Annotated in this window: 24 protein-coding genes; 6 read left to right on the top strand and 18 right to left on the bottom strand. The window is 55.6% G+C overall.

Annotation, left to right across the window (positions count from 1 at the left end; genetic code table 11):
- Nucleotides 1–389 precede the first annotated feature (389 nt).
- From hemG to pepQ, 4 genes are read right to left on the bottom strand one after another with little or no spacing between them, the layout of a single operon-like run.
- Nucleotides 390–926, bottom strand: coding sequence for a menaquinone-dependent protoporphyrinogen IX dehydrogenase (gene hemG, locus PZBJ_RS18675; RefSeq protein WP_101763722.1), 537 nt, complete (start codon nt 924–926; stop codon nt 390–392).
- Between the two features lie 17 nt (nt 927–943).
- The gene (trkH, locus tag PZBJ_RS18680) at nt 944–2395 is read right to left on the bottom strand and encodes a Trk system potassium transporter TrkH (protein ID WP_101763723.1); all 1452 of its coding nucleotides are present in this window, start codon (nt 2393–2395) and stop codon (nt 944–946) included.
- A gap of 27 nt (nt 2396–2422) precedes the next feature.
- A complete protein-coding gene (locus PZBJ_RS18685) occupies nt 2423–3040 on the bottom strand; it encodes an IMPACT family protein (RefSeq protein WP_101763724.1) in 618 nt (205 codons plus the stop codon).
- Nucleotides 3040–4371, bottom strand: a complete 1332-nt coding sequence (pepQ, locus tag PZBJ_RS18690) for a Xaa-Pro dipeptidase (RefSeq protein ID WP_101763928.1) — start codon at nt 4369–4371, stop codon at nt 3040–3042. Before pepQ ends, PZBJ_RS18685 begins: the two co-directional genes overlap by 1 nt.
- A 186-nt stretch (nt 4372–4557) precedes the next feature.
- Between pepQ and fadB the strand changes: the two genes are divergently transcribed.
- Together fadB and fadA are read left to right on the top strand one after the other, a co-directional pair.
- On the top strand, nt 4558–6741 hold the full coding sequence (fadB, locus tag PZBJ_RS18695; protein ID WP_101763725.1) for a fatty acid oxidation complex subunit alpha FadB: 2184 nt from the start codon (nt 4558–4560) through the stop codon (nt 6739–6741).
- 10 nt (nt 6742–6751) lie between these two features.
- Nucleotides 6752–7915 (top strand): acetyl-CoA C-acyltransferase FadA, encoded by a 1164-nt coding sequence (gene fadA / locus PZBJ_RS18700; protein WP_101763726.1) that lies wholly within the window; start codon nt 6752–6754, stop codon nt 7913–7915.
- A gap of 117 nt (nt 7916–8032) precedes the next feature.
- Here the strand turns inward: fadA and fre are convergent, their stop codons facing one another.
- The 3 genes from fre to pepE all read right to left on the bottom strand — a co-directional run bounded on the left by fre (nt 8033) and on the right by pepE (nt 11063).
- The gene (gene fre / locus PZBJ_RS18705) at nt 8033–8734 is read right to left on the bottom strand and encodes an NAD(P)H-flavin reductase (RefSeq protein WP_101763727.1); all 702 of its coding nucleotides are present in this window, start codon (nt 8732–8734) and stop codon (nt 8033–8035) included.
- A 39-nt stretch (nt 8735–8773) separates the two neighbouring features.
- Nucleotides 8774–10258: a 4-hydroxy-3-polyprenylbenzoate decarboxylase gene (ubiD, locus tag PZBJ_RS18710; RefSeq protein WP_101763728.1), complete on the bottom strand. Its 1485-nt coding sequence runs from the start codon at nt 10256–10258 to the stop codon at nt 8774–8776.
- 73 nt (nt 10259–10331) lie between these two features.
- Nucleotides 10332–11063 carry a dipeptidase PepE gene (gene pepE / locus PZBJ_RS18715; RefSeq protein ID WP_101763729.1) on the bottom strand — a complete coding sequence of 244 codons (732 nt, stop codon included), beginning with the start codon at nt 11061–11063 and terminating at the stop codon, nt 10332–10334.
- 209 nt (nt 11064–11272) lie between these two features.
- Between pepE and rfaH the strand changes: the two genes are divergently transcribed.
- A complete protein-coding gene (gene rfaH / locus PZBJ_RS18720; protein WP_101763730.1) occupies nt 11273–11761 on the top strand; it encodes a transcription/translation regulatory transformer protein RfaH in 489 nt (162 codons plus the stop codon).
- Here the strand turns inward: rfaH and tatD are convergent.
- The 10 genes from tatD to udp form a co-directional block, all read right to left on the bottom strand.
- Nucleotides 11758–12540, bottom strand: coding sequence for a 3'-5' ssDNA/RNA exonuclease TatD (gene tatD / locus PZBJ_RS18725; RefSeq protein ID WP_101763731.1), 783 nt, complete (start codon nt 12538–12540; stop codon nt 11758–11760). The two genes, rfaH and tatD, sit on opposite strands and share 4 nt — an antisense overlap.
- A gap of 84 nt (nt 12541–12624) precedes the next feature.
- Nucleotides 12625–13383, bottom strand: a complete 759-nt coding sequence (gene tatC, locus PZBJ_RS18730) for a Sec-independent protein translocase subunit TatC (protein WP_101763732.1) — start codon at nt 13381–13383, stop codon at nt 12625–12627.
- 2 nt (nt 13384–13385) lie between these two features.
- On the bottom strand, nt 13386–13913 hold the full coding sequence (tatB, locus tag PZBJ_RS18735) for a Sec-independent protein translocase protein TatB (protein ID WP_101763733.1): 528 nt from the start codon (nt 13911–13913) through the stop codon (nt 13386–13388).
- Between the two features lie 2 nt (nt 13914–13915).
- On the bottom strand, nt 13916–14170 hold the full coding sequence (gene tatA / locus PZBJ_RS18740; protein ID WP_008105810.1) for a Sec-independent protein translocase subunit TatA: 255 nt from the start codon (nt 14168–14170) through the stop codon (nt 13916–13918).
- 110 nt (nt 14171–14280) lie between these two features.
- Nucleotides 14281–15918, bottom strand: coding sequence for a ubiquinone biosynthesis regulatory protein kinase UbiB (gene ubiB, locus PZBJ_RS18745; protein WP_101763734.1), 1638 nt, complete (start codon nt 15916–15918; stop codon nt 14281–14283).
- Nucleotides 15915–16520 (bottom strand): ubiquinone biosynthesis protein UbiJ, encoded by a 606-nt coding sequence (ubiJ, locus tag PZBJ_RS18750; RefSeq protein WP_101763735.1) that lies wholly within the window; start codon nt 16518–16520, stop codon nt 15915–15917. The genes ubiB and ubiJ overlap by 4 nt, the downstream gene beginning before the upstream one ends.
- Nucleotides 16521–16526: 6 nt before the next feature.
- Nucleotides 16527–17285 carry a bifunctional demethylmenaquinone methyltransferase/2-methoxy-6-polyprenyl-1,4-benzoquinol methylase UbiE gene (gene ubiE, locus PZBJ_RS18755; RefSeq protein WP_008105805.1) on the bottom strand — a complete coding sequence of 253 codons (759 nt, stop codon included), beginning with the start codon at nt 17283–17285 and terminating at the stop codon, nt 16527–16529.
- Nucleotides 17286–17360: 75 nt separating this feature from the next.
- Nucleotides 17361–18872, bottom strand: a complete 1512-nt coding sequence (gene rmuC, locus PZBJ_RS18760) for a DNA recombination protein RmuC (protein WP_101763736.1) — start codon at nt 18870–18872, stop codon at nt 17361–17363.
- 201 nt (nt 18873–19073) lie between these two features.
- On the bottom strand, nt 19074–20345 hold the full coding sequence (locus tag PZBJ_RS18765; RefSeq protein WP_101763929.1) for a tetratricopeptide repeat protein: 1272 nt from the start codon (nt 20343–20345) through the stop codon (nt 19074–19076).
- 99 nt (nt 20346–20444) lie between these two features.
- A complete protein-coding gene (gene udp / locus PZBJ_RS18770) occupies nt 20445–21206 on the bottom strand; it encodes a uridine phosphorylase (protein WP_101763737.1) in 762 nt (253 codons plus the stop codon).
- A gap of 301 nt (nt 21207–21507) precedes the next feature.
- Between udp and PZBJ_RS18775 the strand changes: the two genes are divergently transcribed.
- Nucleotides 21508–22344 carry a dienelactone hydrolase family protein gene (locus PZBJ_RS18775; RefSeq protein WP_101763738.1) on the top strand — a complete coding sequence of 279 codons (837 nt, stop codon included), beginning with the start codon at nt 21508–21510 and terminating at the stop codon, nt 22342–22344.
- Between the two features lie 41 nt (nt 22345–22385).
- Here PZBJ_RS18775 and metE read toward each other — a convergent pair whose 3' ends face one another.
- Nucleotides 22386–24656, bottom strand: a complete 2271-nt coding sequence (metE, locus tag PZBJ_RS18780) for a 5-methyltetrahydropteroyltriglutamate--homocysteine S-methyltransferase (protein WP_101763739.1) — start codon at nt 24654–24656, stop codon at nt 22386–22388.
- A 135-nt stretch (nt 24657–24791) separates the two neighbouring features.
- On the opposite strand from metE, the gene metR reads away from it, so the two are divergent.
- Together metR and PZBJ_RS18790 are read left to right on the top strand one after the other, a co-directional pair.
- A complete protein-coding gene (gene metR / locus PZBJ_RS18785; protein WP_101763740.1) occupies nt 24792–25724 on the top strand; it encodes an HTH-type transcriptional regulator MetR in 933 nt (310 codons plus the stop codon).
- 93 nt (nt 25725–25817) lie between these two features.
- Entirely contained in the window at nt 25818–26297 is a 480-nt protein-coding gene (locus PZBJ_RS18790) for a YehS family protein (protein WP_101763741.1), read from the top strand.
- Nucleotides 26298–26311 lie beyond the last annotated feature (14 nt).

Genomic DNA, 26311 nt, shown 5'->3' on the forward strand with positions numbered 1-26311 from the left:
AGTTCAGCGGTGCTCATCTGTAAAACGTCATAATGAATTTCATTATGTGTTCACTCGTGAGGCTTTGATATTTTTTTGCGTCCGGAGACGCGGATATCAATCCTGCGAGTGCCCACACAGATTGTCTGATAAATTGTTAAAGAGCGTTGCGAACAGCGGCTGAACCGTCTGTCGCGAGGTGGCGTATACTACGCTACTCTCCTTCGGAGTCAAACACTTTTTTCAGCGTTTTCATCCGGCGGGATGAATTTCTTCACTCCCTGCTGAGCCGTCTGCGTTGCCGCTTTGCCGTCTCAGTGGTGGCGCATTATAGGGAGTTATTCGGAGCTGACAAGGGTTAATTGCAAATAAATTACTGTTCGACCTAAATTTCACCACAACGCTGTATTTCACAACGATTTGCCTGGTAACTGCGCAAAACCCTGGGCAAAAAGCGCCACTTTATTCCAATCGGTGTACTCCACTTCTTTCGATGTATCGGTTTCCCCGCCGGTCATACGCATAATGAATTGAATCATGACGCGATCAAACCAGCGATAACGCGGATAACGCAACGCCCCAGCGAAAACCGCACAGCAATCGGGTTGCCACGGTGACTGCTCCAGGAACTTGCGCGTATACGCATTGGTCTCTGGCGTACACTTATCTGCTTTACGCGCTGTCAGGTTGACACTAAAGAAGCCGCTCACCCGCTGCTGCAGCTGTGCTCTGTGCTGGGTGACAAATTTCAGTAACGCCGGATTGAAATTGCCATAGCGGATCGAAGCACCAATCAGCACGCGATCATACTGCAACCAATCAATCTGCTGCGCATGCAGTAAATCGATCACGTCACACAGTTGATGCGGCACTAACGTCTGTGCAATGCGCGCGGCAATGTCACGGGTTTGCCCATCGCGGCTGGAATACAGAATCAACGCTTTCATTACTCAATCCTATTTTATTATTCGCGCCAGAAGGTCGGCGTGAACAGCACCAGCAGCGTGAACACTTCAAGGCGTCCAAACAGCATGGTTAAAATCAAAATCCACTTCGCGACATCATTCATTGAAGTGAAGTTGTCTGCTACCACACCCAAACCGGGCCCGAGGTTATTCAGGGTCGCGGCCACGGCAGCAAAAGCCGAGAAGTCATCCACGCCGGTGGCGATGATCGCCAACATGCTGAGCAGGAACACCAGCGCATAAGCTGAGAAGAAACCCCACACCGCTTCGAGGATACGTTCCGGCAGCGCGCGATTACCCAACTTGATGGTGTAAACCGCATTCGGGTGCACCAATCGCTTCAGTTCACGCGAACCCTGTTTGAACAGCAGAAGAATGCGAATCACCTTCAAACCGCCGCCGGTTGAACCCGCCATGCCGCCGATAAAAGCCGAGCACAGTAGCAGCACCGGCAGGAACAGCGGCCAGCGCGCAATGCTGTCGGTGGTAAAACCGGCCGTGGTCGCCATTGATACCACCTGGAAAAACGCCTGATTCAGCGTTTGCCAGCCGCTGGCGTACACATTGTGGAACCACAACACTATGGTACAGATCAGCACTAAGGTCAGTTGTACGCCAATAAACATGCGGAATTCGGGATCGCGCCAGTACACTTTCAGGTTGCGACCACTTAATAAAGAGAAGTGCAGGCCATAGTTACAGCCCGAGATCAGCAGAAATACCGCGACAATGGTATTGATAGTTGGGCTATTAAAGTAGCCGATGCTGGCATCATGGGTTGAGAACCCGCCAATCGCGATCGTCGAGAAGCTATGGCCGATAGCATCAAACATCGGCATGCCCGCCAGCCACAGCGCCACCGCGCACGCCACGGTGAGCAATACGTAGATCAGCCACAGCGTTTTAGCTGTTTCTGCGATACGCGGGCGCATCTTGTTATCTTTCAACGGTCCCGGCATTTCGGCTCGATAGAGCTGCATGCCACCCACGCCCAGAATGGGCAGAATCGCCACCGCCAGCACAATGATCCCCATCCCGCCGAGCCACTGCAGCATCTGACGATAGAACAAAATCGCTTTAGGCAACGTATCCAGTCCCACCAGCGTGGTGGCGCCGGTGGTAGTGAGGCCAGAGAAGGACTCAAAGAAGGCATCAGTGATTGAGAGATGCGGCTGCTCGGCGAAGATAAACGGCATCGCACCGACGCTGCCCAACACGGTCCAGAACAGCACCACGATAAGGAAACCTTCGCGCGGCTTGAGTTCGGTTTTCTGCTTGCGGTTTGGCCACCACAGCAGTGAACCGATAACGATCGCCATCATAAAGGTCTGACTGAACGCGCGCCCGGCACCATCACGGTAAATCAAGGCGACGAGGCCCGGTAAAATCATGGTCACCGAGAACAGAATCACCAGCAGGCCCACGATGCGGGTAATGGCGCGAAAATGCATTCAGCCGTTTCCTTTAAACAGAAGCTTTTAGTTTGTCAGCGGGATGAGCGTCAGCGCGCCCCGGCTGTAATCAGACAGGTTTTGGCGAAAGCCATCAATCTGCGCATGCGGCAACGCTAAACGCAGCGCAATACGATCCTGATAATGGCTCTCTTCTATAATGCCGTCAAAACGTTGCAGCAAGCGTTCGATGTCGCTGAGTTGGGCGTAATCGCACTGCAGGGTAAAAGATTCCATCGGCACTTTACGCTGACGCGCCAGTTGCTTCAGTCCTTGCTGCACGCCGCCGCCATAAGCTTTTACCAGGCCGCCGGTGCCCAGCATAATGCCGCCATAATAACGCACTACCACCGCGGTGATCTCACCGACACCGCTACCCATCAGCTGGGCCAGCATCGGTTTGCCCGCGGTGCCAGAAGGTTCGCCATCATCGGAGAAACCCAGCTGCTGCGAATCATCCGGCGCACCCGCCACCCACGCACAGCAGTGATGCCGCGCGGTAGGATGTTCCTGCTTCACCTGCTGCACAAACGCACGCGCCGCTTCCACGCCGGCCGTGTGCGCCAGCAAGGTGATGAAGCGGCTTTTCTTGATGGTTTCCTCACTGAGACTCACGGCCTGAGCGGGAATGTCGTAAGCATCCATCAGGCAAGGTGCAGGTCGCGCGTCATGTTTTCAATGCGATTAGCGTGAACCACCACGTTATCCTCGATACGAATACCGCCGTAAGGTTTCAGTGCATCAATTGCCGCCCAGTCAAAGTATTGGCTGAACTTGCCGCCGCGCAGCTTCGTCAGCAGCGAATCGATAATATAGAAGCCCGGTTCGATAGTCAGCACCATGCCAGGTTCCAGCACGCGCGTACAACGCAAATACGGATACTGCGACGGTGCCGCCAGATGCGTACCGTTGTCATCCTGCATGAAGCCAGCCACATCGTGCACCTGCAAGCCGAGCGGATGTCCAAGGCCGTGCGGCATAAACGGACCGGTTAAATCTTCCGCCACCAGCGTCTCTTCAGTCAGGCCTTTCACCAACTCGAACTTCAGCAGCAGACGCGCAATGCGCTGATGCATCTGCAGATGATAATCGGTATAGCGCACGCCGGCTTTCAAGGTGGCGATCAGCGCCAGCTCTTCCTTGTTCATCGCCGCAACCATGTCGGCATAGCGCGATTTGCTCTGCGCCGCGTAGCTGCGCGTCAGGTCAGCGGCGTAACCGAGGTATTCCGCACCGGCGTCAATCAGGAAGCTGTGGCGTTTGGCCGGCGGCTGATGATCCAGTTTGGTGTAGTGCAGCACCGCGGCATGTTCATTGAGCGCGATGATGTTGCCATATGGCACATCGGTATCGCGATGGCCGGTTGCGGTCAGATAGGCGATATTGATATCGAACTCGCTCATGCCAGAGAAGAACGCCTCTTTGGCAGCGCGATGGCCCGCCACCGCCAGCTTCTGCGCTTCGCGCATACACGCCAGTTCATAGTCGGTTTTGATACTGCGATGATAATGCAGGAAATCGATCACGCCTTTCGGGTTCACCTGCTCGCTGTTAATACCGAGCTGGGAAGCGCGTGACGGCACCGGACCGATATAGGCCACTTTCTCGCGCTGTGCTGGCAGCAGCTGCGCGATCTCATCGGCACTCTTCAGGCCAATCACCTCCACGTCGTTAGTCCAGAAGCTGTTTGGCAGCGGCTCAACGTTGTGCCAGTAATCAACCGGCGAATAGAACCACAGCTTGGGTTTATTCACGCCATCAATCCATAACCAGCAGTTTGGCACCTGCGTCACCGGCACCCACGCTTTGAACTGGGGATTCACCTTAAACGGATAGTCGTGATCGTCGAGAAAAACGGTCAACAGTTCGCCGGAATGAATCAGCATGGCATCAAGCTTAAAGCGAGCCAGCACCTGCTGCGCTCGCTGCTGCAGCGTATTGATGTGCGCGTGATACAGGGTTTTCAGTGAATCCATGGACTTGTCTCCGATGTCGCGAAAGTGGCCGCAGTGTAGCACAGCCGTGTTAGTGATGCCGTGCTGCGCGCGCTGTGATCGTTGTATCAAATAATCAAACTCTGGTTTGCAAATAATTAACATCACACTCACACTCCAACTCATCTGGTATGACCAGATCAACTTTCGCGGTTTCAGGAGACGGACATGCTCTACCAAGGCGATACCCTTTCAGTTCACTGGCTTGACGACGGCATCGCCGAGCTGGTTTTCGATGCGCCCGGTTCGGTGAACAAACTCGATACCAAAACCGTTGCCTCGTTGGGCGAGGCATTAAGCGTATTGGAACAGCAACCCGCGCTGCGCGGCCTGTTGCTCTCGTCGGCCAAACCGGCATTTATCGTTGGTGCCGACATCACAGAATTCCTGTCGCTGTTTGATGCGCCAGAAGAGAAGCTGAGCCAGTGGCTGGCGTTTGCCAACAGCATCTTCAATCGTTTAGAGGATTTGCCGGTGCCCACCGTGGCCGCCATCGACGGCTATGCGCTGGGCGGCGGCTGTGAATGCATACTGGCGACCGACTTCCGCATTGCCACGCCGACCGCACGCATTGGCCTGCCGGAAACCAAACTGGGCATTATGCCGGGCTTCGGCGGCAGCGTGCGCTTGCCACGCCTGCTTGGCGCCGATAGCGCGATGGAGATTATCGCCGCCGGTAAAGATGTTGATGGCAGCAGCGCCCTGAAACTCGGTTTGGTGGATGCGGTAGTCAGCAGCGACAAACTACGCGCCGCTGCGCTGACCGTATTGCAGGACGCCATCGTGCAGGGCAACTGGCAGACACGCCGCGCGCCGAAGCTGGCACCGCTGAAACTCAGCCCGATTGAAGCCGCCATGAGCTTCACCATCGCCAAAAGCATGGTGCTGCAAACCGCGGGCAAACACTATCCGGCACCGATCACCGCCATCAAAACCATTGAAGCTGCCGCCAGCCTCGGACGTGATGATGCGCTGAAGCTGGAAACCGCCGCGTTTGTGCCGCTGGCGCAAAGCGACGTGGCGCGCGCGCTGGTCGGTATCTTCCTGAACGATCAGTACGTCAAAGGCCTGGCGAAAAAGCACAGCAGTGCAGCCGGTGCGCCGCAGCAAGCGGCAGTATTAGGCGCAGGCATTATGGGCGGCGGCATTGCTTATCAATCGGCATGGAAAGGTGTGCCGGTGATGATGAAAGATATCAATCCGCAGGCATTAACGCTGGGCATGACCGAAGCCAGCAAGCTGCTGAACAAACAGCTGGAGCGCGGCAAAATTGACGGCGCGAAACTGGCGAGCGTACTCACCACCATTCAGCCCACGCTGGATTACGCCGGATTCGAACGCACCGACGTAGTAGTAGAAGCGGTAGTAGAGAATCCGCAGATCAAAGCCAAAGTGCTGGCAGAGACCGAACAGCATCTGCGCGAGGACGCCATTCTCGCCTCCAACACCTCAACCATTCCGATCAGCCTGCTGGCGCAAGCCCTGAAACGTCCGGAAAACTTCTGCGGCATGCACTTCTTCAATCCGGTACCGCGTATGCCGCTGGTTGAAGTGATTCGCGGTGAGAAAACCTCAGAAGCGACCCTCAGCAAAGTGGTGGCCTGGGCGAGCAAAATGGGCAAGACGCCGATTGTGGTGAATGACTGTCCCGGCTTCTTTGTGAATCGCGTGCTGTTCCCCTACTTCGCCGCCTTCAGCCTGCTGCTGCGCGACGGCGCGGATTTCCGTCAGATCGATAAAGTGATGGAAAAACAGTTCGGCTGGCCGATGGGCCCCGCGTGGCTGCTGGATGTGGTCGGCATTGATACCGCGCATCACGCTCAGCAGGTGATGGCGCAAGGTTTCCCGTCTCGCATGCAGAAAGATTATCGCGACGCGATCGACGTGCTGTTTGACGCCAAACGTTACGGCCAGAAAAACGGTCAGGGCTTTTACCGCTGGGAGCAGGATAAAAAAGGCAAAGCGCAGAAGAGAGCCGATGCGGCTGTCGATGCGCTGCTGGAACCGATTTGCCAGCCGAAGCGCGTGTTCAGCGATGACGAGATCGCCAACCGCATGATGCTGCCGATGCTCAACGAAGTGGTGCGCTGCCTCGAAGAGAAGATCATCGCTTCACCGGCCGAAGCTGATATGGCGCTGGTGTACGGTTTAGGCTTCCCGCCGTTCCGTGGCGGCGCGTTCCGCTACATGGATACGCTGGGCAACAGCAACGTGGTTGATCAGGCCAAACGTTATACCGCGCTCGGCCCGCTGTATGCGCTGCCGGAGCTGCTGTTGCAAAAAGCCCATCAGCATCAGAGCTGGTATCCCGCGGTGCAACCGATTGACGAAGCGGCGCTGCAAAGTGCCTGAGGTAATGAAAATGGAAAAAGTGGTAATTGTTGATGCGGTCCGCACGCCGATGGGCCGCTCCAAAGGCGGCGCGTTTCGTCAGGTACGGGCGGAAGATCTCTCGGCGCATTTGATGCGCGAGCTGCTGAGCCGCAACCCGGCGGTTGATCCCGCCACGCTGGACGACATTATCTGGGGCTGCGTGCAGCAGACGCTGGAGCAAGGCTTCAACATTGCACGTAACGCCGCCCTGCTGGCGGAGATCCCGCATCGCGTACCTGCCAGCACCGTCAACCGCCTGTGCGGTTCGTCGATGCAGGCGCTGCACGACGCGGCACGCGCGATTATGGTTGGCGATGCGCACAGCTGCCTGATTGGCGGTGTAGAACATATGGGCCACGTGCCGATGAGCCACGGCGTGGATTTCCATCCGGGCCTGGGTCGCACGGTGGCGAAGGCGGCGGGCATGATGGGTTTAACCGCCGAGATGCTGGCGCGCATGCATCACATTACGCGTGAGCAGCAGGATGCTTTTGCGCTGCGTTCGCACCAGCGCGCCTGGGCAGCAACCCAGCGCGGCGACTTCAAGCGTGAAATTGTGGCGACCTACGGCCACGACGCCGACGGCGTGTTGAAGCGCTTTGAGAGCGACGAAGTGATCCGCGAAGAGACCAGCCTCGAAGGATTGGCTGCGCTGCGCCCGGCATTCGATCCGGTCAACGGCACCGTGACCGCAGGCAGCTCATCCGCGCTTTCCGACGGCGCAGCCGCGATGTTGATCATGAGTGAAAGCCGCGCACGCGAACTCGGTCTGACAGCGCGCGCGCGCATTCGCAGCATGGCGGTGGTTGGCTGCGATCCGTCGATTATGGGTTACGGTCCGGTTCCCGCCAGCAAGCTGGCGCTCAAGCGCGCCGGATTGAGCGTGCAGGATATCGACCTGTTCGAGTTCAACGAGGCTTTTGCCGCACAGGCGCTGCCGTGCATTAAAGACATGGGCTTGCTGGAACAGCTGGATGAGAAAGTGAATTTGAACGGCGGCGCGATTGCGCTCGGTCATCCGCTGGGATGTTCCGGTGCGCGTATCAGTACTACGCTGCTGAATCTGATGGAACGTCGCGATGTGCAATTTGGTCTGGCGACCATGTGCATTGGTTTAGGCCAGGGCATCGCCACGGTGTTCGAACGGGTTTAATACGTTAATGTTGCACGTGTTACCGCCCTTTCGGGCGGTTTTTTTACGCAATACATTGCGCCGCGACGAATCCGTGCACATTCTCGTAGCGGCGCGATTTATCGCGTTCTGTTGACCTCAAATAAAGGCAAACGCATCGCCAAACATCTGCGCTTCCAGCGCACCGCGCTCGGCGCAGAAACGCTCACGCGCAATCTTCGCCATCTCAAAACGACCGGCAATATAGATATCGTGCTCGCTGAGCGACGCGAAATCCTGCATCACCGCCGTCAGCACCGTGCCGCTGCGTCCGGTCCAGTCATCCGCCGGTTGTTCAACCACCGGGATCACTTTCAGGTTCGGATGCTTCACCGCCAGTGCATTCAGCTCATCCAGATCGTACAGATGCATCAGCTCACGGCCGCCCCAGTAAATCGCGATCTCGCGATCGGGTTGCTGTGCGAGCGCGGTCAGCAGAATAGAACGCGCATAGGAGAAGCCGGTACCGCCCGCGATCAGAATGATCGGACGCTCGCTATCTTCACGCAGCCAGGCATCGCCGTGCGGCATATCAACCGTAATCTGGCGATCGTTCTTGATGCGGTCCATCACCGCCATCGCGTAGAGATTGAGATCCGACGCGCCGATGTGCAGCTCAATGATGTCCTTTTCCATTGGCGTAGAAGCCAGTGAAAACGGGCGCTTATCGCGCTCATCCATCACCACCATCAAATACTGTCCGGCGCGGAAGTTAAAATCCGCCGCCGGAATTAAACGAACGCGGTAAACCGTGTCCGTAATCGCTTCAACCGAAGTCACTTTGCAGCTTAACGTTGTCATGCGTTCCCTTTTTCTTCGGGTCTAATTGGTCTGCCGCCGTTAGCGCTGCGGCGGCTCGGCAAAGATAGCTAACTCATCCCAAATGGCGTCAATGCGCGCGGTCACCGCCGGATCTTTCACAATCGGCGTGCCCCACTCGCGCGTGGTTTCACCCGGCCACTTATTGGTCGCATCAAGTCCCATCTTCGAGCCTAAGCCGGAAACCGGCGAGGCGAAGTCGAGATAATCGATGGGCGTGTTCTCAACCAGCACCGTATCGCGTGCCGGATCCATGCGGGTGGTAATCGCCCAAATCACATCATTCCAGTCGCGCGCGTTGACGTCGTCATCGCACACAATCACGAACTTGGTGTACATGAACTGACGCAGGAACGACCACACGCCGAACATCACGCGCTTGGCGTGACCCGCGTACTGTTTCTTGATCGTTACTACCGCGAGGCGATAAGAGCAGCCCTCCGGTGGCAGATAGAAATCAACGATCTCCGGGAATTGCTTGATCAGAATCGGCACCAGCACTTCATTGAGCGCCACGCCCAGCACCGCCGGTTCATCCGGTGGACGTCCGGTGTAGGTTGAATGATAAATCGGGTTGCGACGTTGCGTTACGTGCGTCACGGTAAACACCGGGAAGCTATCTACTTCATTGTAGTAGCCTGTGTGGTCGCCGTACGGACCTTCCGGCGCGACATCGCCCGGCTCGATATAACCTTCCAGCACGATTTCCGCGCTGGCCGGCACTTCGAGTTCGTTCGAAACGCACTTCACCACTTCGGTTTTGTTACCGCGCAGCAAACCGGCAAAGGCGTATTCGGAGAGTGTATCCGGCACCGGCGTTACCGCGCCGAGAATGGTGGCAGGATCGGCGCCCAGCGCCACCGACACCGGGAAACGTTCGCCCGGATGCGCTTTACACCACTCCTGGAAATCCAGCGCGCCGCCGCGATGCGACAGCCAGCGCATAATCACGCGGTTCTTGCCGATCACCTGCTGACGATAGATACCCAGATTTTGTCGCTCTTTATGCGGGCCGCGCGTGACGGTTAATCCCCACGTAATCAGCGGCGCAGCATCGCCCGGCCAGCATTTCATCACCGGAATGCGCGACAGATCGACGTCATCGCCGCTGAAAATCTCTTCCTGGCACGGCGCATTGCGCAGGCGCTTGGTTGGCATGTTCAGCACTTGCTTGAACTGCGGCATCTTATCAAACAGATCGCGGAAGCCTTTTGGCGGCTCCGGCTCTTTCAGGAACGCCAGCAGCTTGCCCACTTCACGCAGCGCACTGACCTCTTCCTGGCCCATGCCCATCGCCACGCGTTTTGGTGTGCCAAACAGATTACACAGCACCGGCATGTCGTACCCTTTCGGGTTTTCGAACAGCAGCGCCGGGCCGCCAGCGCGCAGCGTGCGGTCGGCAATTTCCGTCATCTCTAACTCAGGATCGATCTCCTGAGTGATGCGCTTTAACTCGCCACGCTGTTCCAGCAATGCGAGGAAGTCTCGTAAATCCTGATATTTCATGCGGCTTTAGCTTTCCGGCCAGAGTGAAACGCCATTATAGAGGCGTTTTACGCTGACATGTTGAGGTTTTGCGTCAGGCAGGCTGACAGGAAAACGGCACCAGCGACTGAATCGCCAATACATCGTGATAAGCAGTAATCGGCTCGCCGTGACGGAACACTTTGAAGTCTTCACCGCGTGCGCTGTAGTAACGCAGGCGATTTTCGCTCACGTGCAGGAAGCTGGCTTCACGCAGCGCAATCACCGATTCATGCGGGTTAACGGCACAGAACTCGGCCAGTCGTTCGTCACGCGTTTCGCCCATATGGCCGCTGACGTGCGCATCAAGATAATGCGGATTGATCTGCACCGGGAACAAACCCAGCGCGGGCAACACTACGCTGCTGCGCACCGGCATATCATTGGTGGTGCGAATGGAAGGCGTTGCCACATTGCAACCGGCGCTCCAGCCGACGTACGGCACATCACGCTCGCGCACCGCGTGTTGGATAGCGACGATCAAGCCGTGCTCGTGCAGCATTTGATTGAGGAACCAGGTATTTCCGCCGCTCACCAGAATCAGCTCAGCTTGTTCAATCGCCGCAACGGGCGATGCAAACTCGTGCACGGTGCGCACGTCAATGCCTAACGACGCGGATAAGTCCTGCGCGCGCTGCGCGTGATCGCCACGAATAATCGCGTACGGTACCAGCACCGCCGAAGTGATGCCGCGCTGGGCGATCATCGCATGCAGCTGCGGGTGGGCGTAACTTAACAGCGGCGCATCGTCAGCCACTTTACCGTTACTCAACAGGAACAGTTCCATCAGCCACTCCTTTTCAATCGAAAGATGGGGAGGGAGTCTGATACAGATGGTCGCCGGCCGTCAATTTTCTTGCAAGAAAGCGTAAATAAGCCGCATCAATCGGATAAATCGTAGTGAAATTGTTTTCAGCGCCCGGTTTCCACCCGCCGATGCGCTATAACTCTGACAACTGATTTGATATTCTTAGCGTCCATTATTTGGGAGCGGTTATGGAATCCTGGTACTTACTCTATTGCAAACGTGGACAACTGTTGCGCGCGAAAGAGCATCTTGAGCGGCAAGAGGTGAATTGCCTCAGCCCGATGATCGCTCTGGAGAAGATTGTGCGCGGTAAACGCACCACCGTGAGTGAGCCGCTGTTTCCCAACTATCTGTTTATCGAATTCGATCCCGAAGCGATTCACACCACCACCATCAGCAGCACGCGCGGCGTCAGCCACTTCGTGCGCTTTGGCACCATGCCGGCCACCGTATCAAATGATGTGATCGAAGCGCTGCAAACCGACGTGCCGCAGATCGTGCTTGATGCGGAAACCCCGCAAAGCGGTGATGAAGTGATCATCACCGATGGCACGTTCGAAGGATTGCGCGCCATTTTTGCCGAGCCGGATGGCGAAACGCGCTCCGTTCTGCTGCTCAACATGCTGAACAAACAGGTGATGCGCAGCGTGGATAACAAACAGTTCCGTAAACTCTAAGCGAGTTTAAACAGCTGACGCGCGTTGAGATTAACCTGCGCGCCCAGCGCTTCCGCCTCCTCGCCACGCCAGTTTGCCACCTGCTGCACAATATGCGGCAGGAAGCATGGCTCATTGCGGCGCGAAGTGGGACGCGGATGCATATCGCGCGGCAGTAAATACGGTGCGTCGGTTTCCAGTAACAGGCGCTCAGCCGGAATCAGCGGCAGCAATTCACGCAGTTCCATGCCGCGACGCTCGTCGCATACCCAACCGGTAATGCCCACCGACAATCCCAGCGCCAGGCACGCTTGCAGCTCGTCACGCGTACCGGTAAAGCAGTGCACGACTGCGCCAACCAGCTTCGGTAGCCACGGCTCAAGTACTGCAACAAAACGATCGTGCGCTTCACGGCAATGCAAAAACACCGGCAGCTGCAGCTCAGCGGCCAACGCCAGCTGCGCATCGAAAGCGTATTCCTGCTGATCGTGGGCCGAAAGATTGCGATTGAAATCCAGGCCACATTCGCCAATCGCGACCACCTGCTCACTTTCGGCCATGCGACGCAAGGTATTCGCGGTTTCCGCCGACCATTCACTGGCATGGTGCGGATGGACGCCGGCGGTTGACCAGCAATAGCCCGCGTGCAATGCCGCCAGCTGCCGCGCCTGCTGGCTCTCCAGCGCGTTGGTGCCGGTAATTAACAGGCCGGTGACGCCTGCTTCGCGCGCACGTTTTACCACCTGCTCGCGATCTTTTGCGAATTGCGTGCTGGTCAGGTTTACACCGATATCAAACATGTCTTCTCCCCAATAAAAAACCGCCCAACGGGGCGGTTTAGATTCATCTTCCCGCGCGCTGCGGGATGCCCTGCATTAAGGACATCAGGATTCGGTGTTGTGTTCCTCATCCGAAGACTGACGTCCTTTACCCACATAGTAGCGGGAGAAGAATACGCCGACTTCAAACAGGCAGTACATCGGAATAGCGAGCAAAGTTTGCGAGAAAACATCCGGCGGTGTGAGCAACATCCCAACCACGAACGCGCCAACCAACATATAAGGACGTTTCTTTTTCAGATCTTCTGGTGAAGTTATGCCGGTCCAGCACAGCAGCACAATTGCAATCGGCACCTCAAACGCCACGCCGAAGGCCATGAAAATCGTCATGACGAAGTCGAGGTAGTTGGTGATATCCGTTGCGATGGTCACGCCTTGCGGCGCGGTTTTGGCGAAGAAGCCAAACGCCAGCGGGAACACGATGAAGTAAGCAAACGCCACGCCGACGTAAAACAGCAGCGTACTGGAGAACAGCAGCGGCATCACCAGTTTGCGTTCGTGGCGATAGAGCGCGGGCGCCACAAAGGCCCACACCTGATACAAAATCACCGGCACGGCCAGAAACACCGAAACGATGATAGTCAGCTTGATCGGCGTGAAGAATGGCGATGCGACGTCGGTAGCGATCATGCTCGCCCCGGCTGGCATCTGGCTGATCAGCGGCGACGCGACCAGATGGTAAATATCATTCGCGAAATAGACCAGACACAAAAAGATGACTAAAACAGCGATGATGCAATTCAACAAACGCTTGCGCAGCTCAATCAAATGGCTAATGAGCGGTTGGGTATCTTCAACGGCCATGTTTATCGTTCATCTTTTACGAGAGAAGTCTTCGCGGTGCTTTCAGGAGCACTGGCGACGGGAGGGGTTTCTGCGGCAGAGATTTCGTCAGTAGGCTGCGGAGTCTGTGCAGGCGCACTGGTTTGATGCTCTGCTGCTGCGGGCGTGACCGCAGGTGAAGTCACGGGCTGCACGGCGGCTGGCGGAGTCTGATGAATAGTGTTGGCTTCATCTTCCTCTTTTTCGAGATCAATACTCTGCTGCACCGAACGCTTCATGGAGTCGGCGGTTTTACGCAGTTCTTCCATCGACTCTTTCAGCTCGGGTGACAACGTGCCACGGCCCGCTTCTTCCACCTTTTTCAGGCTGTCCTGCAATTCCTGCAGTTTCAACTCTTGCGCCAGTTCGTTTTGTACATTCGCGGCCAGCGAGCGAATGGCTCTGATCCAGCCGACGACGGTTTTCACCGCAACCGGTAACCGCTGCGGGCCAAGCACAATCAGCCCGATCACGAACACTAATACCAGTTCACTAAAACCAATGTCGAACACAGTTATACCTGCTTGTCGTTCCGGGCGTCGTCTTTAGTCGCCGTGGTTTGCTGTTTGTCTGCCAGAGTTTTGGCGTTGAAGTCAGCGTCCTGCTCTTTCGGTTGATCCTTTTTATCGTCTTCATCGCCCATGGCTTTTTTGAAGCCACGAATGGAAGATCCTAAATCCGAACCCAGGTTACGAAGTTTGTTGGTACCGAACAGAAGAACAACAATGACGGCAATGATTAACAATTGCCAAATACTGATACCGCCCATGAGATATGCCTCTAATATTCTGTGAAAAACTGTTGACTGTAACGCACAGAAAGCCCGTATGATTTCGGGCTTTAGCTTGCGACATTACGCGATTTGCACCAGGCAGACAATCAGTTTGTCTTGCGCCAGCCAATAAGCCAGGTGACGATGCCAGCGGCCATTAATAGCGCCGGGAAGAAATCCCAATCCGGTCGACTTAACAGCACGGCGGTGCCACTTAATAACAGTGTAGCGCCTACACCAAACAGATAGCGCGCCTGATGATTGCGTGTTCGCTGTACGTTTAAATCGGTGACGAGTTTATCGACGCTGTGCTTCAATAATTTGTGCTGGCGCATGCTGTCGTAAAATAGCTCCGGCAACTCCGGCAGTTTTTCCGCCCAGTACGGCGCTTTCTCTTTCACCGCCCGCAAAATCGCCGGGATACCAATCTGATCTTTGATCCAATCTTCAAGGAACGGCTTAGCCGTTTTCCACAGGTCAAGCTGCGGATAGAGCTGGCGGCCAATCCCTTCAATATACAGCAGCGTCTTCTGCAACAGCACCAGCTGCGGCTGCACTTCCATATTAAAGCGACGCGCGGTGTTGAACAGGTTCAGCAGCACGTGGCCAAACGAAATCTCAGCCAGCGGCTTTTCGAAAATCGGCTCACATACGGTACGAATGGCAAACTCAAAGTCTTCGACGTTTGTATCGGCCGGTACCCAGCCAGAATCCACATGCAGCTCGGCCACTTTGCGGTAATCGCGGTTAAAGAAGGCGATGAAGTTCTCGGCCAGATAGCGCTTATCTTCTTTGTTCAGCGAACCGACGATACCGCAGTCGATGCCGATATATTGCGGATCTTCCGGGTGATCGTAGCTGACGAAGATATTGCCAGGATGCATATCGGCATGGAAGAAGCTGTCGCGGAACACCTGAGTGAAGAATACCTGCACACCGCGCTCGGCCAGCAGTTTCATGTTAACGCCGTGCTGCTCCAGCGTGGCGATATCTGAGATCGGAATGCCGTAAATGCGCTCCATCACCATCATCGATTCGCTGCAATAATCAGAAAACACTTCCGGCACATACAGCATGCGGCTTTGGTCAAAGTTACGACGCAGCTGGATGGCATTCGCCGCTTCACGCAGCAGATTCAGCTCATCAATTAAGGTCTTTTCGTAATCGCGCACCACTTCTACCGGACGCAGACGACGACCATCCGGCAACAAACGCGGCACCCACCGCGCCAGACGGTAAATCAGTCGCATATCGGCTCTGATCACCGGCAGGATGTCGGGACGAATCACTTTAATTACCACCGCGCGGCCATTGGATTTCAGCGTCGCGGTATGCACCTGCGCGATAGAAGCCGAGGCCAGCGGTTTGATATCGAAGTCTTCAAACCAGGTTTCCACCGGGCCGCCAATCGACTTTTCAATCTGCTGTTTGGCTTTCACGCCATCAAATGGCGCAACGCGGTCCTGCAGCACCGCCAGTTCATCGGCAATCGCTGGTGGGAACAGATCGCGACGCGTCGAGAGCATTTGACCGAATTTGATCCAAACCGGCCCCAACTGCTCCATCGCTAAACGGATGCGCACGCCGGCGGAAGCGTCTTTATGTTGGTTAGGGATCCAGAAGATGCAACGCCGCCACAAGCGTAAAAGCAGCGTGAAGCGCATGCGGGGAATCAGTTCATCAAGGCCGTAAGTCAGAAAGATCTTGATGATGAAGTATAAGCGCCGAATTTCTCCCAGCGTCATTTCGCCTCCAGCTGTGCCAAACGCGTTTCAAACGCATTGAGCGAACGTTCTGTCGCTTCCACTTCCTCGCAAAACCATGCCAGTTCCAGTGCGCCCGGCGCAACGCGCCACTCTTCTGTCAGCACCTGACCAAGATAATCCTGGCGGCGGATGAACTGCTGCTGCACGAATTTCAGCGCCTGCTGTGCGGCCTGGCTTACGCCTTGCGCAGCGATATCGCCAATCCACGGTGCAAGATATTCCGCCGGATCCAGCTCGGCGAGATCCATCAGCGCGGAGAATTGCTGTACCACCTGCAAATCGCCGTTCACCTCCAGTTCACCGCTACGAATCAGGCTGGTGAGCTGCTGGCGATCGCGCAGTTTCGGCAAAGTACTGACACGCAAACTCACCGTGCAGTCGCTGTTGTCTTGCCAATCACTCAGCACATCGAGTTGCGATTCGCTAAACACCAGCACCAAAGGAAAATCGAGCTCTTGCAGATGCAGCATCAATACCTTACCAGCCAAACGCTGGCGTGCGGCTTTCAGGCTGCGATCGCGATAGAGAACACGGTTCAGGGCGGTCTCAAGACCGCCGGTGATGAGAGGAGTTAAAGTCATGATGGATTAGAATTTAAATCCGCGATGCAGCGCGACAATACCGCCAGTCATGTTGAAGTAGGTGGTATTTTCAAAGCCCGCATCGTTCATCATCGCTTTCAGGGTTTCCTGATCGGGATGCATACGAATCGACTCCGCCAGATAGCGATAGCTTTCAGCGTCTTGCGCCACCAGCTGACCAATACGCGGCAGAATGTGGAATGAATAGGTATCGTAGGCTTTGCTGAGCGGCTCCAGCAACGGCTTCGAGAACTCCAGCACCAGCAGACGTCCGCCTGGCTTCAGCACGCGGAACATTGATGCCAGCGCTTTCTCTTTTTCGGTCACGTTACGCAAGCCGAATGAGATGGTGATGCAATCGAAGTAGTTATCCGGGAACGGCAGCGCTTCGGCATTCGCCTGCACATAGCTGACATTGCCCGACACGCCGAGATTACGCAGCTTTTCGCGGCCCATCTTCAGCATCGAGCTGTTGATGTCTGCCAGCACAACCTGGCCGGTTTCGCCCACCAGACGTGAGAATTTTGCCGTGAGATCGCCGGTACCACCCGCCAGATCCAACACGCGCTGACCGCGGCGCACGCCGCTGCTGTCAATGGTAAAACGCTTCCAGACACGATGGATGCCAAACGACATCAAATCGTTCATCAGGTCATATTTTGCCGCGACGGAGTGAAACACGTCCGCAACTTTATCGGCCTTTTCGCTTTTCGCGACGGTCTGGAAGCCAAAATGGGTAGTTTCCTGCTGTGATTCATCTGCCATCGGTTTTACCTGTTCCACAAACAATTCTTGCCGAAGTGTATCAGAGTCGCGCTACACGAGCACGCGACCACCGTGCTATTCGTTGATGCGGCGCAGCGAGTCTGTTGTTGGTTCTGCAACGTTTTCATCCTCGGTGCGATCGTCTGCCCAATCTTCATCCGCTTCTTCCGGCTGCGCCTGTTCAACCAGTTGCGGATTAATCGGACGTTTGATCTCCACGCCAAGCGAACGGAACGCTTCACTTTGTGCGATCAGATTGCCGCGTCCTTCAGACAGCTTTTTCATCGCCTGATGATAGCTTTGCTGCGCTTTGTCGAGATTATGCCCGATGCCACTCATGTCATCGACAAACAGCCGCATTTTGTCGTACAGCCGCGTTGCCCGGTCGGCGATGCGCTGTGCGTTACGGCTTTGATGCTCATAACGCCAGAGATTATTGATAGTACGCAGCGCCACCAGCAACGTGGTGGGACTAACCAGCATAATGTTCTGCTGTAACGCTTCGCTGATCAGCTCGGGCTGACGATCAATCGCCAGCAGAAACGCCGGTTCCACCGGGATAAACATCAACACATAATCCAGAGAGCGTAAACCGGGCAATTGTTGGTAATCTTTACGGCTCAGCAGGCGAATGTGTCCGCGCATGGCACTAATGTGTTCCTGAATCGCCTGCTCACGCGTGGCTTCATCGTCGGCATTGAAGTAGCGTTCGTAGGCCACCAGCGTCATTTTGGCGTCAATCACCACATCTTTACCCTGCGGCAAACGCACGATCACATCCGGTTGCATCCTGCCCTGCTGTTCCAGCTGCACGCTCACCTGCGTTTGGTATTCGTAACCTTCACGCAGGCCAGACGCTTCCAGCACACGGGCCAATACCACTTCGCCCCAGTTTCCCTGAATTTTATTGTCGCCTTTTAGCGCTTTAGTAAGATTGACCGCTTCCTGCGCCATCTGTGCGTTGAGTTGCTGTAGCTGGCGAATTTCGTGGGTCAGCGTGTGACGTTCACGCGCTTCCAGGCCAAAGCTGTCGGTGACCTGACGGCGGAAACCGTCCAGCTGTTCGCGCAGCGGACCAATCAGACTATTCAGGCTTTGACGGTTTTGTTCATCGACTCGCCGCCCGCTGTTTTCGAAGATGCGATTGGCGAGATTTTCAAACTGCGCGCTGAGGCGCTGTTCGCTGTTGGTCAGTAGTCGCTGCTTCTCTTCTGCACCGTAGCGCGTCTCTTCAAGACGAATGGTCACTTCGCGCAGTTCGGCTTCCTGCGCGCTGTTCACTTCAAGCTGATTTCGCAGTTCACGGCTGAGTTGTTCACTTTCGCCGCGCCAGTAATCAAGCTGCTGCAAACGTTCCTGCGCACCGCTCAGTGCACCGTGTAGCTGGCGCATCTCCTGTTCGCGTTGTTGGATTTGCTGCTGTAACTGTTCGAGCTGCTGCTGCTGACGCTGCTGCGCCTCTTCCAGCAGGCGACGCTCGGTGGTGAAGCTGGCATGCTGATGACCGGCGCGCAGTTGAGCAATGATCCAGCCAATGCCCAAACCGGCCAGCGCCAGCGCGCCGCTAATGATAAGTTGCTGATCCATAATCCCCCCGCGGATCGTCTCGCTGAGGGAAAAGGTAGAGCTCTACTGTATGAATGTCCAGATTTTTTTCCCTTCATACTTCAAGCCGCAGATGCGTTGGCTGCACGTTCTCACCCCAGTCACTTACTGATGTAAGCTCCCGGAGATTCGCCGCTTGCCGCCTTCCTGCGACTCGAATTATTTAGGGAAAACGTTCTCTAATTAGAGGGCTTTTACGGTGAGATCGCCCGCTTTCCACGCATCAATCAGGAAGAAGGGCATCGGCAACACCCATTCGGTTTCACCCTGGATTTTGGCCGGATAGGTCCAGCTTTTCCCGTCGTAGGTGATCTCAACCTGCTGCCAGCCGTTCTCAGCGTTTTCGACCTGGCCCGCCATGCTGGCAAAACCGGCGTTACTACCGACGTGGAAGCTGTCGGTTTGCCAGCGAATCGGCTGATGCGCCGGCCACGGTTGTGCATGATGGAAGCGGAAAATATCGTCATGATTCAAGATGCTCTCACGTACCGTTGGCCACAGCGCCACTTTGAGGAAGTACTGATCGGTAAATCGTTCGCTGCCTTCATATTGCGCGATAAAGTCACGCATCTGCTGCTCAACGTTGTGGAACACGCCGTGGCAGCCGCCCCACATGCCCGCCAGCAGCAGCTCGGTATGCGAGAAGTAATCGCGCATATGATGGAACCAGTAAGGCGAAGTCAGCCAGGCTTCTACCGCCACGACTTCGCGCTCGGACAGCAACGAATCCGCATCACGCACGATGTAGCGTTTGACGCTGTCATCGTCCATCACCAGGAAACGCCACAGCGTTGGGAAGATAGTTTTCTCATGCGACATATCCACCAGTTGGGTGTTTGGCTGCGTCAGGCGCTGCCAGACGTGCTGCGGCACGCTGTCGTCGAGATAGATGCGGCAGATCCAGTCGGGATAAAGCTCGCGCGCCACTTCGATGTTTTTAATCAAGGTTTCGCAGTAGCGTGGCTGACTGCCATACAGGCTAAAGGAGATGATATTTTCTGCCGGATTACTGCGGTTGATCGGCGGTGGTGTCTCAGAAGGGAAGGCGACTTTCGCCCCTTTACTGAAAGTCACATCAGATTTTTGCAGCGATTCGAGGCCGTAACGTGCCGCTTCATCTTCTTTATTCAACCAGCCGCACACTTCGGTTAATCCATCCAGCCAGGTTTCCGATGCCTGTGCACGCTGCGCGGCCGGAGCCTGGTAAATCTTCTGGTAAATTTTATAAGATTTTTTGTATTCGCCAACGCGCATCAGGGTGAGCGCGTAGTCGCTGAGCACCTGCATATGATGGGGCAAGACGCGCAGCACTTCTTCACAGCATTGACGCGCAAGAGGATAATTATTCGCCGCCATCGCCTGGCGAAATCTCGCTGCTGCACCTTCAACGCGTGATTGTGCAGTAGCGGGATTATTCATGAAATTGGGACGTGAGACAGAAACCATTTTGCGCATAAGAAATTTCTCAGTAGCTGCTGAAATTGCGCGCATTCTAATCAGGAAGTTGCGGGATTCCTTATAAGCCTGGTCTCGAATTCATCCCTGACTGGCGCACTAAATTAAGCGACGCGCGGCTTCAACCACAATTTTCACCGCATCACTTTCGGTCTGCTTCATGGTCGCGGCATCCGGGATCTCTTTTTGCGTACGGTTAACGATGACGCCAGCCACCATGCCGGCACGCAGTCCCTGACTGGCGCACATGGTTAACAGTGTAGCGGATTCCATCTCATAGTTGAGGACGCCCATTTGCTGCCACTCTTCCATTGAGCCCTGGAAGCGATTCACCACGCGACCGGAGAAAGTGTCGTAGCGTTCCTGGCCTGGATAGAAGGTGTCAGATGAGGCGGTAATACCAATGTGGGTTTTCGCGCCGCACGCTTCTGCCGCTGCCACCAGCGCGGTGGTGCAGGTGAAATCAGCCACGGCCGGGAACTCCATCGGCGCAAAGTGCAGGCTGGCACCGTCGAGGCGTACCGAAGCGGTAGTGACCAGCACATCGCCAACATTAATATGCGGCTGGATAGCGCCGGTGGTACCAACGCGCAGGAAGGTGCGCACGCCAAGCTGCGCCAGCTCTTCAACCGCAATTGAGGTAGAAGGTCCGCCGATACCAGTGGAGCACACCACAACCGGTTTGCCATCCACTTCGGCCAGATAGCTGGTGAATTCACGGTGTGAAGCCAGATGCTGTGGATTGTCCATCAACGCGGCGATTTTCTTCACGCGCTCAGGATCGCCAGGCACGATGGCCAACGTGGCTCCTTTCAAATCAGCTTTAGTAATGCCAAGGTGGAAAACGTCAGACTGGGCCATAACAGACTCCTGATAATTGGGGATGAGCGCGCCACTCTACGTGAGCAGGCGGCATAAATATGTGACTCAATTCACCATCGATAATGAAACTTACATTATCAGAAAAACATTATGTGATATAAATCACACATTCACGCTGTGCAATTCTGAATTGCTACAAGCGGTGCTGTGTAAGTGTTGTTGGCAATGTTAATAGAGAAGCAGCACACGTGAAAAAATCCCTCTGCACCCTACGCCAGCCTTGCTTCACTTCGCCAGGCTATAGTTACGTGATTGCGCATTTGCTAGCACGGAGAGAACAATGAAAACCGAAGACAATATGGCACAAAAAACGGCACCCGGCGGCTTTGCACCGGCCGTTCAGCCCACCGCAAGCAGCACCATTATTACCGGCAGCGACGCGATTCATGCTGGCGAGACCTCAGTTGCGAGCCAGGGCGAAAACCTGCCTGCCTATTACGCCCGACCAAAAGAGTACCAAGGCACCTTGCCGGTGGTGTTGGTGGTGCAGGAGATTTTCGGCGTGCACGAGCATATCCGCGATGTCTGCCGCCGTCTGGCGCTGGAAGGTTATCTGGCCATCGCTCCGGAACTCTATTTCCGCGAGGGCGATCCCAACGATTACCACGACATTCCCACGCTGTTTAAAGAGCTGGTGAGCAAAGTTCCAGATTCGCAGGTGTTGTCCGATCTCGATCATGTGGCCAACTGGGCCACGCGCCACGATGGTGATATCCGTCGCCTGGCGATTACCGGTTTCTGCTGGGGCGGACGCATTAGCTGGCTGTTTGCCGCGCACAATCCGCAGGTGCGTGCAGCGGTGGCGTGGTATGGACGCTTAGACGGTGAGAAGACGCTGAAGCAGCAGAAGCACCCGATCGATATCGCGGTGGATCTCAACGCACCGGTGCTGGGCCTTTACGGTGGTCAGGATGAGAGCATCCCGCTGGAGAGCATTGATAAGATGCGTCAGGCGCTGCATGCCGCCAATTCCAAGGCGGAAATCGTGGTGTATCCGGATGCAGGACATGCTTTCAATGCGGATTATCGTGCCAGTTATCACGCCGATTCCGCCAAAGATGGCTGGCAACGCATGCTGGCGTGGTTCACGCAGTATGGCGTAGCGCCAAACGCGTAATAATAAGGGGCGCATTTGCGCCCCAATCTCATTTACAGCGACTAAGCCGTTTCACCCCGCAGGTTTTGCGCCGCTTTTACCATGTTCGCCAGCGCCTGACGGGTTTCCGCCCAGCCACGCGTTTTTAGGCCACAATCCGGGTTAACCCACAGACGCTCTGCCGGGATGCTCTGCGCCGCTTTACGCAGCAACTCTTCCATCCACTCCACGCTCGGCACGTTTGGGGAGTGAATGTCATACACGCCCGGACCGATTTCGTTGGGATAGTCGAACTCCTTAAAGGTATCCAGCAGATCCATATCGGAACGTGAGGTTTCGATGGTGATAACGTCCGCATCCAGCGCGGCAATCGAGTCCATGATGTCATTGAACTCGCAGTAACACATGTGGGTATGGATCTGGGTTTCATTCTGCGCCACGGCGGCATTGAGACGGAACGCATCCACCGCCCAGGCCAGGTACGCCGCCCAATCGGACTGATGCAGCGGCAGGCCTTCGCGCAGTGCCGGTTCATCAATCTGAATAATGCCAATACCGGCTTTTTCCAGATCTTCCACTTCGTCACGCAGCGCCAGCGCAATCTGTTTAGCGATGGTTTCACGGCTTACATCTTCACGCGGGAACGACCAGCAGAGAATCGTCACTGGACCGGTCAGCATGCCTTTCACCGGTTTGTCGGTCAGCGACTGCGCGTACTTCGCCCACTCAACGGTGATGGCTTGCGGACGGCTTACGTCGCCGATGATGATCGGTGGTTTAACGCAGCGTGAGCCGTAGCTCTGTACCCAGCCGTTTTGGGTGAATACGAAGCCGTCGAGGTTTTCGCCGAAGTATTCCACCATGTCGTTACGTTCTGCTTCGCCATGCACCAGCACGTCGAGGCCCAAACGTTCCTGCTCCACAATCGCCTGTTTGATGTGTTCGGCGATGCCAGTGCGATAGTTTCCACCATCAATGTTGCCTTTTTTAAAGTCGAGGCGCAGGCCGCGAATTTCGGTGGTTTGCGGGAATGAACCTATGGTGGTGGTCGGCCACGCTGGCAGGTTAAAGCGGTGACGCTGCGCTTTGGCACGCTCGGTGTAGCTGCTGGCACGTTCAACGTCTCTGGCCTGAATTTTCGCCAGACGCTCGCCGACTGCGGCATTGTGAACGCGCGTGGAGTTGGCACGCGCACGAATCGGTGCGCTCCACTCAACCAGCGAAGCGGCATCGTTGTTGTTCAGCGCATGACTCAGCAGTGCAAGCTCAGCGCACTTCTGCAGAGCAAAGGCGAACCAGCTTTTCACTTCCTCATCGAGGCGCGTTTCCACGCTTAAGTCGATTGGGCTGTGCAGCAGCGAGCAGGATGATCCAATCCACAATTGTTGACGCTGCCCCACCAGCGGCTGCAGGCGCGTAAACCAGCTGCTGAGATCGGCACGCCAGACGTTACGGCCATTGATTACGCCGACGGAGAGCAGCCAATCCGCGGGAATCTGCTGGTTCACCTGTTGGATGTCGTCTTTGCCGTGGACCAGGTCAACATGCAGACCTTGCACCGGCAGCGCTTTGATCACGTCGAGATTCTGACCGATGCTGTCGAAATAGGTGGTGAGCAACAATTTGCTTTCGCCCTGCAGCGCGTCGTAAGCCGGTTTGAAGGCATCGCGCCACGCTTGCGGCAGTTCCAGCGCCAGTGCTGGCTCATCGATTTGTACCCATTCGATGCCGCGTTTTTTCAGTTCAGCCAGCACCTGTTGGTAAACCGGCAGAATGTCTTTGAGCAGTGACAGGCGGTCGAACGACGTACCTTTCACTTTACCCAGCCACAAATAGGTAACCGGACCCAGCAGCACCGGTTTAATCTTGTGCCCGAGCGCCAGCGCTTCATCAACCTCATCCAGCAACTGAGTCCATGTCAGTTTGAACTGCTGCCCTTGAGTGAATTCCGGCACCATGTAGTGATAATTGGTGTTGAACCATTTGGTCATTTCCGCCGCTGCCGCCGGTTCACCGCTTGGTGCGCGGCCACGGCCAAGGCGGAACAGCGTGTCGAGATCGACCGAGCCATCCTGATTTTGGTGACGAGCTGGCACGTTACCCAGCAGCAGGCTGGTGGTGAGCACGTGATCGTACCAGGCGAAATCGCCGACTGGCAGCAGATCCACGCCCGCCTCTTTCTGCTGTTGCCAGTGACGGGCGCGCAGTTCACGCCCCACCGCCAGTAGCTCTTCCTGTGAGCTTTTACCTGCCCAATAGCTTTCCTGTGCTTTTTTCAATTCACGACGCAATCCAACGCGAGGGAAACCGAGAGTGTGGTTCAGAATGGTCATTTTCTGTTCTCCAGATATTCTTAACTGAATAGGGGGCAGAGATGTTTAGCCGTCCAGATGTTTACACCGCCATAATCTGCGGGTACTGTATGTTCCTCAAGCGCAATTTGTTCAATCTCGATGTGAAGGATTCTCATGATCGAACTCAAACACCTGCGGACGCTGCAGGCGTTACGGAACACCGGCTCGTTAGCTGCCGCCGCCTCCCAGCTTCATCAGACGCAATCGGCGTTATCCCACCAGTTCAGCGATCTGGAGCAGCGGCTGGGTTTTCGCCTGTTTGTGCGTAAAAGCCAGCCGCTGCGTTTTACGCCGCAGGGAGAGATTTTGCTGCAGTTGGCTGAGCAGGTTTTACCGCAGATTCAGCAGGCTTTGCAGGCGTGTCATGAGCCGCATCAGGCCACGTTACGTATCGCCATTGAGTGTCACAGCTGTATTCAGTGGCTGACGCCCGCGCTAAATAATTTCCGCCAGAGCTGGCCGCAGGTGGTGATGGATTTCAAATCCGGCGTGACCTTTGATCCGCAACCCGCGTTGCAACAGGGCGAGCTGGATGTGGTGTTGACCTCCGATATTTTGCCGCGCAGTGGATTGTTTTATTCACCGATGTTCGATTTTGAAGTGCGTTTGGTGATGGCACCGGATCATCCTTTGGCGCAGCTTGAGCACATTGCTCCGGAAGATATGGCCGATGAAGTGCTGATGATTTATCCGGTGCAGCGTCAGCGTTTAGATGTGTGGCGCCATTTCCTGCAGCCTGCGGGCGTCAGTCCAGCCTTGAAGAGCGTGGATAACACGCTGCTGCTGATTCAGATGGTGTCGGCGCGTATGGGCATCGCCGCGCTGCCACATTGGGTAGTAGAGAATTTTGAGCAGCAGGGTTTAGTGGTGACCAAGACCCTAGGCGATGGTTTGTGGAGCCGCTTGTATGCCGCCGTACGCGAAGGCGAGCAGCGTCAGCCGGTAATGGAAGCCTTTGTGCGGTTTGCCCGTCAGCACGCCTGTGAACATCTGCCCTTCGTGCGCGATGCCGCGCGTCCCGGCTCACTGCAAATCACCTCATCCTGATGTTGTTGGGCGGCGAAGGTCGCCCGCGCTGTTATCCCTGCCCCGCCTGCTCTATAATGCGCCGCCTCAACCCGCGACCAAGAGAGTTTCACCATGATGAGTAACGATGTTCTGCGCAGCGTGCGCTATATGCTGGATTTGAGCGATAGCAAAGTGGTGGAGATTTTTGCCCTGGCGGGAAGTGAAGTGCCGCTGGAAGACGTGCAGGCGTGGATGAAGAAAGATGACGATGCCGCGTTTCGCAAGCTGCCAGATGTATTGATGGGATATTTCCTTAACGGTCTGATTTTTTACCGTCGCGGTAAGAGTGAAGATGCGCCCGCGCCTTCGATTGAGCGCCGCATGAATAACAACATTTTCATGAAGAAATTGCGTATCGCCTTTGAGCTGAAGACCACCGATATTCCGGATGTGCTGCTGAAAGCGAACTTTAAGATCTCACAGGCTGAAGTTGGCGCGATTTTCCGCAACCCAGATCATAAGAATTTCCGCGAATGCGGCGATCAGATTCTGCGTAATTTCCTGAAAGGGTTGACGATGATTCATCGTCCGGGGCCGGCTAAGAAGGGTTAATCGCTTCTTTGTTC

The organism is Pantoea endophytica (assembly GCF_002858935.1).
GTDB classification, from domain to species: Bacteria; Pseudomonadota; Gammaproteobacteria; order Enterobacterales; family Enterobacteriaceae; genus Pantoea; species Pantoea leporis.